Annotated in this window: 15 protein-coding genes; 11 read left to right on the forward strand and 4 right to left on the reverse strand. The window is 57.5% G+C overall.

Annotated elements, in window-relative coordinates:
- Nucleotides 1-5: 5 nt before the first annotated feature.
- Nucleotides 6-620: a hypothetical protein gene (locus tag ACR0NN_RS21555; protein ID WP_170726732.1), complete on the reverse strand. Its 615-nt coding sequence runs from the start codon at nucleotides 618-620 to the stop codon at nucleotides 6-8.
- 164 nt (nucleotides 621-784) lie between these two features.
- On the opposite strand from ACR0NN_RS21555, the gene ACR0NN_RS21560 reads away from it, so the two are divergent.
- From ACR0NN_RS21560 to ACR0NN_RS21590, 7 genes are all read left to right on the forward strand, one after another.
- A complete protein-coding gene (locus ACR0NN_RS21560; RefSeq protein ID WP_170726730.1) occupies nucleotides 785-1,897 on the forward strand; it encodes an S-(hydroxymethyl)glutathione dehydrogenase/class III alcohol dehydrogenase in 1,113 nt (370 codons plus the stop codon).
- Nucleotide 1,898: 1 nt separating this feature from the next.
- Nucleotides 1,899-2,732 carry an S-formylglutathione hydrolase gene (gene fghA / locus ACR0NN_RS21565; RefSeq protein ID WP_480685531.1) on the forward strand — a complete coding sequence of 278 codons (834 nt, stop codon included), beginning with the start codon at nucleotides 1,899-1,901 and terminating at the stop codon, nucleotides 2,730-2,732.
- Nucleotides 2,733-2,787: 55 nt separating this feature from the next.
- Complete coding sequence (locus ACR0NN_RS21570; RefSeq protein WP_480685533.1) at nucleotides 2,788-3,144, forward strand: c-type cytochrome; 357 nt, start codon at nucleotides 2,788-2,790, stop codon at nucleotides 3,142-3,144.
- Between the two features lie 132 nt (nucleotides 3,145-3,276).
- A complete protein-coding gene (gene xoxF5, locus ACR0NN_RS21575) occupies nucleotides 3,277-5,079 on the forward strand; it encodes a lanthanide-dependent methanol dehydrogenase XoxF5 (RefSeq protein WP_170726724.1) in 1,803 nt (600 codons plus the stop codon).
- A gap of 70 nt (nucleotides 5,080-5,149) precedes the next feature.
- Nucleotides 5,150-5,653, forward strand: a complete 504-nt coding sequence (locus ACR0NN_RS21580; RefSeq protein WP_170726719.1) for a c-type cytochrome, methanol metabolism-related — start codon at nucleotides 5,150-5,152, stop codon at nucleotides 5,651-5,653.
- Nucleotides 5,637-6,479, forward strand: a complete 843-nt coding sequence (locus ACR0NN_RS21585; protein ID WP_170726704.1) for a substrate-binding domain-containing protein — start codon at nucleotides 5,637-5,639, stop codon at nucleotides 6,477-6,479. The genes ACR0NN_RS21580 and ACR0NN_RS21585 overlap by 17 nt, the downstream gene beginning before the upstream one ends.
- Nucleotides 6,476-7,030, forward strand: coding sequence for a PQQ-dependent catabolism-associated CXXCW motif protein (locus ACR0NN_RS21590; RefSeq protein ID WP_170726700.1), 555 nt, complete (start codon nucleotides 6,476-6,478; stop codon nucleotides 7,028-7,030). The genes ACR0NN_RS21585 and ACR0NN_RS21590 overlap by 4 nt, the downstream gene beginning before the upstream one ends.
- A 1-nt stretch (nucleotide 7,031) precedes the next feature.
- Here the strand turns inward: ACR0NN_RS21590 and ACR0NN_RS21595 are convergent, their stop codons facing one another.
- From ACR0NN_RS21595 to ACR0NN_RS21605, 3 genes are read right to left on the reverse strand one after another with little or no spacing between them, the layout of a single operon-like run.
- Nucleotides 7,032-7,850, reverse strand: a complete 819-nt coding sequence (locus ACR0NN_RS21595) for a quinoprotein dehydrogenase-associated SoxYZ-like carrier (RefSeq protein WP_170726698.1) — start codon at nucleotides 7,848-7,850, stop codon at nucleotides 7,032-7,034.
- Nucleotides 7,847-8,758: an outer membrane protein assembly factor BamB family protein gene (locus tag ACR0NN_RS21600; RefSeq protein ID WP_480685536.1), complete on the reverse strand. Its 912-nt coding sequence runs from the start codon at nucleotides 8,756-8,758 to the stop codon at nucleotides 7,847-7,849. Before ACR0NN_RS21600 ends, ACR0NN_RS21595 begins: the two co-directional genes overlap by 4 nt.
- 19 nt (nucleotides 8,759-8,777) lie before the next feature.
- The gene (locus ACR0NN_RS21605) at nucleotides 8,778-9,317 is read right to left on the reverse strand and encodes an SRPBCC family protein (protein ID WP_170726683.1); all 540 of its coding nucleotides are present in this window, start codon (nucleotides 9,315-9,317) and stop codon (nucleotides 8,778-8,780) included.
- Between the two features lie 312 nt (nucleotides 9,318-9,629).
- Between ACR0NN_RS21605 and ACR0NN_RS21610 the strand changes: the two genes are divergently transcribed.
- Genes ACR0NN_RS21610 through ACR0NN_RS21625 form a run of 4 tightly spaced genes read left to right on the forward strand, consistent with a single transcriptional unit; the run spans nucleotide 9,630 to nucleotide 12,522 of the window.
- Entirely contained in the window at nucleotides 9,630-10,817 is a 1,188-nt protein-coding gene (locus ACR0NN_RS21610; RefSeq protein WP_480685538.1) for an ABC transporter substrate-binding protein, read from the forward strand.
- Nucleotides 10,818-10,829: 12 nt separating this feature from the next.
- Nucleotides 10,830-11,801 (forward strand): YVTN family beta-propeller repeat protein, encoded by a 972-nt coding sequence (locus ACR0NN_RS21615; RefSeq protein WP_170726681.1) that lies wholly within the window; start codon nucleotides 10,830-10,832, stop codon nucleotides 11,799-11,801.
- A 19-nt stretch (nucleotides 11,802-11,820) separates the two neighbouring features.
- Nucleotides 11,821-12,258, forward strand: a complete 438-nt coding sequence (locus tag ACR0NN_RS21620; RefSeq protein ID WP_170726673.1) for a cupredoxin domain-containing protein — start codon at nucleotides 11,821-11,823, stop codon at nucleotides 12,256-12,258.
- Nucleotides 12,259-12,273: 15 nt separating this feature from the next.
- Nucleotides 12,274-12,522: a PepSY domain-containing protein gene (locus tag ACR0NN_RS21625; RefSeq protein WP_170726670.1), complete on the forward strand. Its 249-nt coding sequence runs from the start codon at nucleotides 12,274-12,276 to the stop codon at nucleotides 12,520-12,522.
- Nucleotides 12,523-12,537 lie beyond the last annotated feature (15 nt).

The raw sequence follows: 12,537 nt of genomic DNA on the forward strand, positions 1-12,537 counted from the left end.
GTGCTTTATCCCTGGTCTGACGTCAACTGCTGAAGCATTTGCGAGATTGCAAACAGGCGACGCTCGAGGATTTGCGGCGTTTCGCAGAGATAAGTGATCGAGCGTTGGCGGTCCGTATAGATCAACTGATCCCAATCCAGCTGTTCCTCAAGCGCGTCAACGCGGTCGTAATCCGGCGGGTCGGCGGATAAGGCCTGCTCCATTTCAACACGGGCCAGATCGATCTTTTCGGCCAGATCGATCTGGTTCAGCGAAAACTCTCCGATCCCGGCGATGATGCGCTTGCGACGTTTCGAAAGTGTTTCAAAAACACGCTGGAACACCCGTCCCATAATATCCGGATCGCCATTATAGCGAGCGGCAAACTCAGCGACCTGGGGTTGCAGGTCCTCCAGTTCGATCCGCCTGAGAGCCAGCAGCCCGGCGATTTCGTCAATGTCGGCGCTGTGCTCAGTGGTTTCATTCTCGGCGATCTGGTGTGGCCACATAAGGCCCAGCGACAGATCCTCGACCTTGCGCTGAATACACGGCCAGGTTGGGTCGGAAAAATCCGCAGCAAGGCCTGGGCCAGCCGTGCCGAGCCAGGCCAAAGCCATGACAATTAGCTTGCCGTTCGACATCGCAGCTCTCCTCCACGCGGATATTATGCATGAAATCTGCGCCCTAAGTCCATTCAACCCAATACACACCATTGTCTTAATTGTTTGACCGCGGGGCTGGCCCTCATACTCGACCCAAGCAGCCGGTCTGGGAATGATTCCGGCGCAAGGGAGGACAGACAGAAATGAGAACACGCGCGGCGGTTGCTGTGGCGGCAGGACAACCTCTGGAAATCATCGAGGTTGAACTGGATGGTCCGAAAGCAGGAGAAGTCCTGATTGAGGTTAAGGCGACCGGTTTATGTCATACGGATGAGTTCACCCGTTCGGGCGATGATCCCGAAGGGATTTTTCCGGCAATTTTGGGCCATGAAGGCGCTGGCGTTGTTCTGGAGCTTGGGGAAAGCGTTACCAGCCTTGAAGTTGGGGACCATGTGATCCCGCTTTACACCCCCGAATGCCGCGAGTGTGAGTACTGTCTGAACCCGAAAACAAACCTGTGTCAGAAAGTGCGCGCCACGCAGGGGGCGGGTCTGTTGCCGGATGGCACGACCCGGTTCAGCATGCTGGATGGCACGCCAATTCATCACTACATGGGCTGCTCGACATTCGCCAATCATACCGTGGTGCCCGAGATCGCGCTAGCCAAGGTGCGCAAGGACGCGCCGTTCGACAAGATTTGTTATATCGGCTGCGGTGTCACAACCGGCATCGGTGCCGTGATCAACACTGCCAAGGTTGAGATTGGGTCGCGTTGCGTAGTCTTTGGTCTGGGCGGAATTGGTCTGAACGTCATTCAGGGCTGCCGGATGGCTGGCTGTGACCAAATCGTTGGCGTCGATCTGAATGACGGCAAGGCCGAAATGGCGACACATTTCGGGATGACCGATTTTGTGAATCCCTCGAAAGTCAGCGGCGATATCGTGGCGCATCTGGTCGAGCTGACCGGTGGTGGCGCAGACTATACCTTCGACGCCACAGGCAATGTGGGCGTGATGCGCACCGCGTTGGAATGCGCGCATAAAGGCTGGGGTGAAAGCATCATCATCGGCGTGGCCCCTGCCGGGGCCGAGATATCGACCCGACCCTTCCAGCTGGTCACTGGCCGGTCCTGGCGCGGCACCGCGTTTGGCGGGGCCAAAGGGCGGACAGATGTCCCGAAAATCGTTGACTGGTACATGGACGGCAAGATCGAGATCGACCCCATGATCACGCACAAGCTGTCCCTTGATGAGATCAACCACGGCTTTGACCTGATGCACGAAGGCAAATCGATTCGTGCGGTGGTGGAGTACTGACATGGATCTGAAGGTCATCTCGCAAAACCGCAGTTTCGGAGGGGAGCAGACCGTCTATTCCCACCCGTCCGAGACATGTGATTGCGAGATGACCTTTGCAATCTATCTGCCGCCTCAGGCAAAGACCGGGCCGGTACCAGTCCTGTGGTACTTGTCAGGTTTGACCTGCACCCACGAGAACGCGATGACCAAAGGTGGGTTCCAAGAAGCCGCGGCCGACCACGGTGTAGCGGTTGTGTTTCCTGATACCTCGCCGCGCGGCGACAACGTTGCCGATGACGATGCCTATGATCTGGGGCAGGGGGCCGGGTTCTACGTGAATGCCACCCGAGATCCCTGGCGATCACATTTCAGGATGTACGACTACATCGTTGACGAGCTGCGGGACATTGTTCTGAAGAACTTCCCGGTGCAGGATCGTCACGGGATCACAGGTCATTCAATGGGGGGCCACGGCGCGATTACGATCGCGATACGAAACGCCGACAAATTCGGATCTCTTTCGGCATTTGCGCCGATTGCGCATCCGACACGCTCAGATTGGGGACGAAAACAGCTCAGTAGCTATCTGGGTGACGACGAAAACACCTGGGTCCAGCATGATGCGACATTGCTTCTTGAGGAGCACGGCTGGAAAGGTGACCTGCTTATCGACCAGGGAGCGGATGACCAGTTTCTCGATCTGCTCAAACCCGAAGCTTTGGCCAACATGATGGCCAAGCGCCGCCAGCCCGGACAGATCAGAATTCAGGAAGGGTATGACCATTCCTATTTTTTCGTGAACAGCTTTGCGCGTGACCATGTCGAATGGCACGCCGAACGTCTCAGCCAATGAAAACAGTAAGGAAAGAATGATAGTGTTCAGAACGGTATTCGCAGCAACCTGCCTCATGCTTGCACCCGCTTTCGCAAGTGCCGAAGGCGATCCCGAAGCGGGCGCGAAAATCTTCCGCAAGTGCAAGGCCTGCCACGCCGTTGGAGAGGGGGCTGAAAACAAAGTGGGCCCCGCATTGAACGGTATTGTTGGCCGTCAGGCGGCATCCGTCGAAGGGTTTGGCTATTCCCCAGTGCTGATTTCACTATCCGAAGAAGGGCTGGTCTGGACACCCGAAGAACTGGACGCGTTTCTGACAAAACCACGCGACTACGCAAAGGGGATCAAGATGAGCTTTGCAGGTCTACGTAAGGAGGACGATCGCACCAACATCATCGCATATCTTGCGACCTTTGAGGACGACGGGTCGTAAGAGATCGCATTGTTCGCCCACGGATGTGACCGGAAAAGGGCCGGTCTGGGCGAGCGTTAACAGACACCGCAATCCAATCTGGGTGAGGTGTTGCAATGTAGCGAGATCGCTGCACAAAAGGGAGGAGATTGAATGAAAAATCTATCGCTTTGGACCTCCGGGATTGCCATTGCGCTGGCCACTGCGGCCTATGCCAATGACGACCTGATTGCCCAGATGGAGAACTCGAAACAATGGGCGATCCAGACGGGTGACTACAAAAATCAGCGCTATTCCGAACTGGATCAGATCAACGCGGACAATGTTGGTGATCTGCAGGTGGCGTGGACCTTCTCGACCGGCGTTCTGCGCGGGCATGAGGGTTCTCCGCTGGTGATCGGCGACATGATGTATGTCCATACGCCGTTCCCGAATATCGTTTACGCCCTGGATCTGGCCAATGACGGCAAGATCGTCTGGAAGTACGAGCCCAAGCAGGATCCGGACGTGATTCCGGTGATGTGCTGTGACACCGTGAACCGCGGTGTGGCCTATGCGGACGGCAAGATCTTCCTGCATCAGGCGGACACCAAGGTCGTCGCTCTGGACGCTAAATCCGGTGACGTTGTCTGGGAAGTCCAGAATGGCGACCCGGCGATTGGTGAAACCAACACGGCCACGGTGCTGCCCGTAAAGGACAAGGTAATTGTCGGCATTTCGGGTGGTGAGTTCGGCGTGCGCGGGTCGGTCACTGCCTACGACATGAACTCGGGCGAGCAAGTCTGGCGCGCCTATTCCATGGGTCCGGATTCGGACATCCTGGCTGATCCGGAAAACACCACTCATCTAGGTAAACCGGTTGGCGCGGACTCGGGCACAAATACCTGGGAAGGCGATCAGTGGAAGATCGGTGGCGGCACCACATGGGGCTGGTACTCGGTCGATCTGGACGAGAACCTGATGTACTATGGCACGGGCAACCCGTCGACATGGAACCCGGCACAGCGCCCGGGCGACAACCGCTGGTCAATGACCATCATGGCGCGTGATATCGACACCGGTATGGCACGCTGGTTCTACCAGATGACCCCGCATGACGAATGGGACTATGACGGCATCAATGAAATGATCCTGACGGAGCAGGAAATTGATGGCGAGATGCGCAAGCTGCTGACCCATTTCGACCGCAACGGTCTGGGATACACGATGGACCGTGTGACGGGTGAACTGCTGGTCGCCGAAAAGTTCGACCCAGTTGTGAACTGGACAACAGGCGTCGACATGGATCCCAACAGCGAGACCTATGGTCGTCCGGCCGTAGTCGCCCAGTATTCGACGGAACAGAACGGCGAGGATGTAAACTCGACCGGTATCTGCCCGGCGGCTCTGGGAACCAAGGACCAGCAACCTGCGGCCTATTCGCCGAAGACCCAGCTGATGTATGTGCCGACCAACCACGTCTGCATGGACTATGAGCCGTTCCGCGTATCTTACACCGCGGGTCAGCCCTATGTGGGCGCGACGCTGGCGATGTATCCGGCACCCGACAGCCACGGTGGCATGGGGAACTTCATCGCCTGGGACAACACCGACGGAACCATCAAGTGGTCTCTGCCCGAGCAGTTCTCGGTCTGGTCAGGTGCTTTGGCAACTGCGGGTGACGTGGTCTTCTACGGCACGCTCGAAGGCTATCTGAAGGCTGTTCATGCCGAAACCGGTGAGGAACTGTACAAGTTCAAAACACCGTCGGGCATTATCGGCAACGTGATGACCTATGAGCAAGGTGGCAAGCAGTATATCGGCATCCTGTCGGGTGTTGGTGGCTGGGCCGGCATCGGTCTGGCAGCTGGTCTGACCAACCCGAATGACGGTCTTGGCGCCGTGGGTGGCTATGCTGCTCTTAGCGACTATACTGCGCTGGGTGGTCAGTTGACCGTGTTCGCGCTGCCGAACTAAGCCAAAGACATGACCGGCGCGGCTCAGACGGACCGCGCCGGTTTTCACCTGTAACGAAAACGAGCTTTCCATGAACCACTCTGTACGTCTTCTGGCATCTGTTCTTGTGTCTTGCCTTCCCGTTGCTGCGGTTGCTGACAATCTAGCAGTCTCGTATTCCGAAGATGGGCGGTACTATACCGAAGAGGATATCCCGACTTTCAACGTGGCCGAGGATGGAACCGTGGACTGGATGACATTTTCAGGCTTCCGGCGCTATCACGCGGAATGCCATGTTTGTCATGGTCCGGATGGCGAAGGCTCGACCTATGCGCCTGCTCTGAAAGAGTCAGCGCTGGATATGGATTATTACGACTTCGTCGATGTCGTCACAAATGGCCGCCAGGTTGTGAATGCCGCCGAAAACTCGGTGATGCCGGGATTTGGCGACAACCCGAATGTGATGTGCTTTCTGGATGACATCTATGTATATTTGAAGGCCCATGGATCGGGCGCGATCCCGCGTGGCCGCCCGCCCAAGAAAGAGGCAAAATCCGACGTGATCCGCGAGGATGAAGATGCGTGTATGGGCTAAGGCTTGCCTTGTTCTGACAGGGCTTTGCGTCTGGCTGGGTCAGGCGCCGCCCGCACAGGCGCAAACATCGGATTTGGTTTCCAAAACGGCCTTGCGCGTTTGCGCGGATCCGGCCAACTATCCGATGTCATCCGACGATGGTTCGGGGTATGAAAACCAGCTGGCCGAACTGATTGCCGCAAAACTGGACCTGCCCGTGCAATATGTCTGGTTTCCGCAAGCGACGGGATTTATTCGAAACACCCTGGCTGCCAAACGCTGCGATGTTGTGATCGGCTATGCGCAAGGGCACGAGCTGGTACAGAACACCAACCACTACTACACCTCGGCCTATGCATTGATCGTGCCGGTGGACAGCGATCTGGCTCAGGTCGACACGCTGAACGATCCGGCGCTCAAGGGGCGAAAGATCGGGATTGTGGCGGGTACACCCCCGGCGGCGCATATGGCGCGGAACGGGCTGATCGGGCAGGCCAAGCCCTACAATCTGTTCGTCGACCGCCGCGTGGAAAGCCCCGCCACAGACATGCTGAATGACCTGCAATCGGGCGAGATTGATGCCGCCATCTTGTGGGGTCCGCTGGGTGGGCCATTGGTCAAGACAGACTATCCGGATTTCAAGGTGATCCCGCTGGTCAACGAAGAGCTGCCGCCACGTCTGTTCTATCGCATCACCATGGGCGTGCGGCAGGGTGAGAAGGTCTGGCAGCGGCAACTGAATTCTCAGATCCGTCGTAACCAGGATGAGATCAACGCCGTATTGGCCGAAGCCGGCGTGCCGCTTGTGAATGATCTGGGAACCGAGGTGCTGGATCTGTCGCAATGATGCGCGCCGTGGTGGTCTTTGTGCTGATGTCGACCCCGGCGATGGCGCAGACAGTCCCCGAGCCAAGCGACTACCGCATGGATCACTATCGCGCACCGGTGCCGGATCAGATCACCGGCGGCACAACCATCGGCCCGGAAGAGGCACACATCCTCTGGCAAGATCAGAATGCGGCGTTTATCGATGTTCTGCCCCAGCCGCCCAAACCGGCAAACCTGCCGAAAGGCACGATCTGGCGGGACAAGCCGCGCAACAGTATTCCCGGAACGCTCTGGTTGCCCAATGTTGGCTATGGCGCAATTGCCGATGTCACGGCTGACTATTTTCGATCCGGACTGGAGGCCAGCACTAAGGGCGACATCGATCATGGCCTTGTGTTCTTTTGCCTGGAGGATTGCTGGATGAGCTGGAATGCCGCGCGGCGCGCAATCGAATGGGGATATTCCAACGTCTACTGGTTCCCCGAAGGCACCGATGGCTGGGCCTTGTGGGGCTATCCGCTGGAACAGGTCAAACCCGCCCCGGGCCAACCCGTTACCGGAGGTGGTTGAGTTAGAAGCCTGCGAGTTTCTTATGCAGGTGACTGACTGTGCCATCCGTGTCGGTCATGGTCACATCCACCGCTTGCGCCCGGCTTGGAACGGATATTCCGACCCGAGGGTTTTCGGACAGTGAAATTGATCCGGTCATCTGAACATATCCCGCGCCATCAAGATCGATATCCACGGTCTCCACATATCGCATCGGGATGAACAGCAGGGAAATCTGATCCATCTGCATTCCGGAATGCGATGGATGGTCGATGTTCAAATCCATCTTGCTCGCGCGATCCGCGCCCAGATTGGACAGGCGCGTCAGCGTATCCAACGCAGGCACGCGACCGACGAGCTCGGCCTCCATCGTGCCCAGATTTTCCAGCGCAAGTTCCGGATCAGTGCCGGGAGGTGCGGCGCAAGCGCCAAGACCGGAGGTTTTGACGAAGGTTTCCGACACCCAAAGGCGGCCATCCGTGGTCTCGGCGATGACATGCATCGGGGTCGGGCCATTCACGCGCATTGTCACGTCGAAATAGAAACTGGGCAACGGTTCTTCCAGTTCGAACACCGCAGAAACCGGCATCGGATTTTCATCCAGCACTAAAGTCACCTTCGCGACATTTGTCCCCCGAGGGGCCACAACCTGAGCCGCCAGTTCGGCCCGCGCATCATCCGGTGTACGATAGGGTGCATCAATTGCGATCAATGCATCCCCGTTTTGCATGGGCCGGTCGCCATAAAGCAGTTCCCGGACATTGTCCCATGCCTCATTCGATGCCCAGGCCGGAGCGGCCAGCATACAGAACAGGGCTGCAATCAGGTGAGAAGCCTTCATTGTCTTCCTCCTTGCAGAAATCTGCCAAAGGCACGCGGCCCGTCGCAGGTTACTATCGTTTCTACCACGGACAGCGCATTCGGGTCCACGATGCTGACGGTGTTGTCGAACCAATTTGCGATGACCAACAGATTCTCGCGGGCCGTTGCATCGATGCCTTCCGGGTATTCTCCAACTTCGATCAGTGCCTCGTGCTCCAGTGTCTCAAGCGAGATGACGCTGAGCGTGTTGGCGTATTGGTTCGTGACAAATGCGCGACCTTGGGCAAAGGCAATGCCATAGGGTCGTTCGCCAACCGCTATCGTCGCGTTAACCATGCCAGTTTCGACATCAACCACGCTGACATCATTGCTGCCGACATTGCCGACGAACAGTCGACCCTCCGATGCAAAGCGCAAGCCAAAGGGACGAGTGCCAACGGGTATGCTGTGCAGCGGCAAAAGGGTTTCGGCATCAAAAACCGAAACCTGATCCGCCTCTTTGTCAGCCGATGCGAGATATCGCCCATCTGGTGAAATCGCGAGACCGGCGGGGGCGGCACCGGTCGTCAGCTTGGACAGAACGTCAAGGGTTTCGCTGTTCAGCACCCAAAGGCGGGCGTTGTACCAGTCCGAGACAAAAAGCCGCCCGCGCGGATGATCCAGTGCGATGCCGATTGGTCCGCCATCCAAAGTTACCCGCGCCAGCGTCTTGCCTGTCTGAGCAGACAAACGCTGCACCGTTTTGTTATCTGGTGACACGGTGAACAGCGTTCCGTCCTGCCCAACGGCCACGCCCGCAGGCTTGCCGGGCAGAGGCCAGCGAGCCGTTTCCAGCATTTCGACCAGATCAATCCGGCTGAGTTCTTCACCATTTTGGCAAGTGATAAATGCCGTCTCTGCCAGCGCCGGGCTGGCAGAGAACGCCATAACTAAAGTCAATGAGCGGCTAGCTTGCCGCACCAAAACGCTCGACCAAGGCATCGAGTCCGGCCTGATAGACACCGGTTACGGCGGCGACGGCGGCTTCGTCATTCAATTCGGCTGGTGGATCGTTGTTGGGGTAGCCGCGATAAAACGCGCCGCGCCATTCGATGATCGACCCGCCCCCGTCACGTGGCTTGACGGTCAGATGCGATGAGTAGTTGGTGACCGGCAGCACCTCAACCGCGACTTCGGTGATCCGGTAGGAGTAGCTCATTTTTTCATCGCTAAACTTATAGAGAATTTCGTCGATCGTTGGTCCGCCAGCCTGGCCAAGCGTCAGCAGGCGGGTCGCGTCTATCGCATTGCCGCCCTTGCCTTCGGTGGCAAACACGGCCGGGTGCCATGACATGTCATCGAAGTTGCCGACAACGGCCCAGACCTCCTCGGGCGAGGCGGCGACCTCGGCGGTCAAAGTGACTTTCTGCCGGGTCGGTCCATGGGCCAGAGCCATGGCCGGGACCAGCAGCGCGGCGCTTGCCGCAAGAAGAGCGCGTCGATTCATTCTAGGTCCTCCCTGAATACGCTGGGCGTTTGATTGGCCGGGCTTCTGTATGGCGTGTCACGCATCAAAACTGACATCCGAACACACCAAAGCGGCCATCCGTGGCCACTTCTGCAAAACTGCAGAGAGCCGCGGGAAACCATAGCAAGATCAACCGCATACGCGCATTCTTATAAAATAAGAATCGAGCTTAATGATGAAGCTGATAGGCTTTTCTTTACAACACGGCCAAAAGTATCGGTTCCGTTTTCCGGGCGTTTCGCCCTTGATGAATCCGCCTGATCCCAGACGTTCAGGCAACGGGAGGACATCTTGAGTATTCGCGTGCTGTCGCTGCTTGCGGCGCTTCTTTGGTGTGTGTCTGCGGTGACCGCGGCGGCAATTGACGTGAAAGCTGCGGTGCTGCGGATTGATTACTCGTCACTTCTGCCGATTTCGCGATATGATCTGAAACCCGATGATCTGGGCTTTGCCGGTGCCGCGCTTGGCGATGAGGATAACGGCACCACAGGCGGATTTCTGGGGCATACCTATGAGACCGCTACTGTCGCCGTTCCGCCGGAAGAGGCTGACGCCGCGATGGATCAAATCCTAGCCGACGGGGTGCGCCTGATCGTTCTTTTGGCGCATGCGCCTGATATTCTGCGGCTGACGGACAAGGCGGCAGAGGCGGGGGCGCTGGTCTTCAATGCCTCAGCTCCTGATATCGAGTTGCGAGATGCAAATTGCCGGGGCAACCTGCTCCATATCGCGCCGTCGCGCGCCATGACGGCTGATGCTGTTGCGCAGTTTGCGGTCTGGAAAAAATGGGGCGATTGGTTCCTGTTGGCCGGATCCAACCCCGAAGATGTGAAGCTCGCCGAAGCCTATCGCCGCGCGGCGACCAAGTTTGGGGCAAAGATCACCGAAGATCGAACCTTTGCGGATACCGGAGGCTCTCGGCGGACAGATTCCGGCCATGTCCTGGTTCAACGCCAATTGCCGCTGGATACTCAGGATGCGCGGGATCATGACGTGGTGATTGCTGCAGACGAAACGGATTATTTTGGACGTTACCTGTCTTACCACCTTTGGACTCCGCGTCCGGTGATGGGGTCAGGCGGCCTGCGCCCGACAACGTTCCACGGGGCACACGAAGCCTGGGGAGCCACCCAATTCCAGACCCGTTTCGAAGAGCTGACGGGCCGCTACGCTCGCCCCGAGGACTACAATACCTGGCTGGCCCTGCGTGTGGTTGGCGAGACCGTGACCCGCGCCAGCACCGCGGAACCGGATGGTGTGCGGGACTATGCCCTGTCGGATGAATTCGAACTTGCCGCTTTCAAAGGGCAGAAAGTGACGTTCCGCGACTGGAACGGGCAACTGCGCCAGCCGATCCTGCTGTACGATGGCTCGATCACCGTCAGCGTCAGCCCGCAGGAAGGGTTTCTGCATCAGGTCTCTCCGCTTGATACGTTGGGTCTGGATCGGGCGGAATCCAGCTGCCAGGCTTTTGAGTAACCGGAGGTATTGATGAAACGACTATTGCTGACCGTTGCCTTTGCTGCGCTTGCATCGGGCCCTGCGCTGGCTGGAAAAGCCTTTGTCTCGAACGAACGGGGTAACACCATCACGGTGGTTGATACGGACACTTGGGAAGTGATCACCGAGTTTCCCGGTGGTAACCGCCCGCGTGGCATCACCGTCAGCCCGGATGGCAGCAAACTGTATGTGTGTGCATCCGATGACAATATCATCCGGGTGTTCGATACCTCGACCTATGAGGAACTGCCCAGCCTGCCCTCGGGCCCGGACCCGGAGCTTTTCATCCTCGAACCCTCGGGTAAACGGCTCTATATCGCCAATGAGGACGACAATCTGGTGACGGTCACGGATACGGAAACCCGCACCATTCTGGCCGAAGTGCCGGTTGGGGTTGAACCCGAAGGCATGGGGATGAGCCCGGACGCGAAATTTGTGGTCAACACCTCCGAGACGACCAATATGGCGCATTTTATCTCGACCGAGGACTACACAATCAAGCACAACATTCTGGTCGACCAGCGCCCGCGCTATGCCCAATACACGGCGGACGGGAAGCGCCTGTTTGTCACCTCGGAAATTGGCGGCACAGTCTCGGTTATGGACATCGCTGAGGATGGCGCGCCCACGGTTGTTGGCAAGATCAGCTTTGAAGTGCCCGGCGTCCAGCCTGAATGGCTACAGCCTGTGGGTGCCAAGGTGACCTCGGATGGCAAACGTCTGTTTGTCGCCTTGGGGCCCGCAAACCGGGTTGCCGTTGTCGACGCGCAAAGTCTTGAAGTTCTGGACTATATCCTTGTGGGGCAGCGGGTCTGGCAGCTCGAATTCACGCCGGATGAAAAATACCTGCTGACCACAAATGGCAATTCAAACGACATCACTATCATCGATGTCGCCTCTGAGAAGGCGATCAAATCGGTGCAGGTCGGTCAACAGCCCTGGGGCGTGGTGACCATTGACTGAAGTTCTGGGAGGGACGGGAATGAAGAGACTTTTGACTGCAGCCTTCGTCGCAATGATAGGCGGGCCCATATCAGCGGCCCCCCTCTGTGATGATCTGGGGTTTGCCGGGCTTCTGGCGAAATGCAACCGGGGGGAAACCATCAAGCTGACGCTCGCCTCGGGGCAACCACTGGGTGAAGACGTGGCCCTGCAATCCGGCGCGTATTACAAGCTTGAGATCACCGCTGACGGCTCGGCAGAGCTGGCCATCGAGGGGCCATCATTCTTCCGCGCGATCTGGATGAACGAGATCGTCATCAACAAAATCGAAATCCGCCCGATGGCAGTGGACAGCATCGAGTTTGACAAAGCCGGTGTGGCTGAACTTTCGTTTATCGCCATCAAACCTGGCAGCCATGAAATCCGCATTCCCGGATCCACAGGTGAAACGCAGCGGATCACCGTCAGCATTCAGTAGAGAAAGGATAGCATGATGAAAAAGCTTGGAGTTTTGATGATCGCCGGAATTATGGCAGTACCAGCACTAGCCGCCGAAATTGATGCGGAAACGGTCGGCAAGATCGAAGCCTATCTTGCCTCCATCGAATGCCAGATGGACCCGGATGATATTGAGGTCGAAGACGACGGTTATGATCTGGATGACGTGATCTGCAAGGGTGGCAATCAGTTCGATATCAAGCTGGACAAGAACCTGAACGAAGTCAGCCGCAAGGCGGAATAGCGGATGAACGGGATC

It is taken from the genome of Ruegeria sp. BA2, from assembly GCF_056539605.1.

Bases quoted from the DNA above. Each gene is read 5' to 3' on its own strand.
- ACR0NN_RS21555 (WP_170726732.1), bottom strand. From the start codon at position 620: ATGTCGAACGGCAAGCTAATTGTCATGGCTTTGGCCTGGCTCGGCACG.
- ACR0NN_RS21560 (WP_170726730.1), top strand. From the start codon at position 785: ATGAGAACACGCGCGGCGGTTGCTGTGGCGGCAGGACAACCTCTGGAA.
- fghA (WP_480685531.1), top strand. From the start codon at position 1,899: ATGGATCTGAAGGTCATCTCGCAAAACCGCAGTTTCGGAGGGGAGCAG.
- ACR0NN_RS21570 (WP_480685533.1), top strand. From the start codon at position 2,788: ATGCTTGCACCCGCTTTCGCAAGTGCCGAAGGCGATCCCGAAGCGGGC.
- xoxF5 (WP_170726724.1), top strand. From the start codon at position 3,277: ATGAAAAATCTATCGCTTTGGACCTCCGGGATTGCCATTGCGCTGGCC.
- ACR0NN_RS21580 (WP_170726719.1), top strand. From the start codon at position 5,150: ATGAACCACTCTGTACGTCTTCTGGCATCTGTTCTTGTGTCTTGCCTT.
- ACR0NN_RS21585 (WP_170726704.1), top strand. From the start codon at position 5,637: ATGCGTGTATGGGCTAAGGCTTGCCTTGTTCTGACAGGGCTTTGCGTC.
- ACR0NN_RS21590 (WP_170726700.1), top strand. From the start codon at position 6,476: ATGATGCGCGCCGTGGTGGTCTTTGTGCTGATGTCGACCCCGGCGATG.
- ACR0NN_RS21595 (WP_170726698.1), bottom strand. From the start codon at position 7,850: ATGAAGGCTTCTCACCTGATTGCAGCCCTGTTCTGTATGCTGGCCGCT.
- ACR0NN_RS21600 (WP_480685536.1), bottom strand. From the start codon at position 8,758: ATGGCGTTCTCTGCCAGCCCGGCGCTGGCAGAGACGGCATTTATCACT.
- ACR0NN_RS21605 (WP_170726683.1), bottom strand. From the start codon at position 9,317: ATGAATCGACGCGCTCTTCTTGCGGCAAGCGCCGCGCTGCTGGTCCCG.
- ACR0NN_RS21615 (WP_170726681.1), top strand. From the start codon at position 10,830: ATGAAACGACTATTGCTGACCGTTGCCTTTGCTGCGCTTGCATCGGGC.
- ACR0NN_RS21620 (WP_170726673.1), top strand. From the start codon at position 11,821: ATGAAGAGACTTTTGACTGCAGCCTTCGTCGCAATGATAGGCGGGCCC.
- ACR0NN_RS21625 (WP_170726670.1), top strand. From the start codon at position 12,274: ATGAAAAAGCTTGGAGTTTTGATGATCGCCGGAATTATGGCAGTACCA.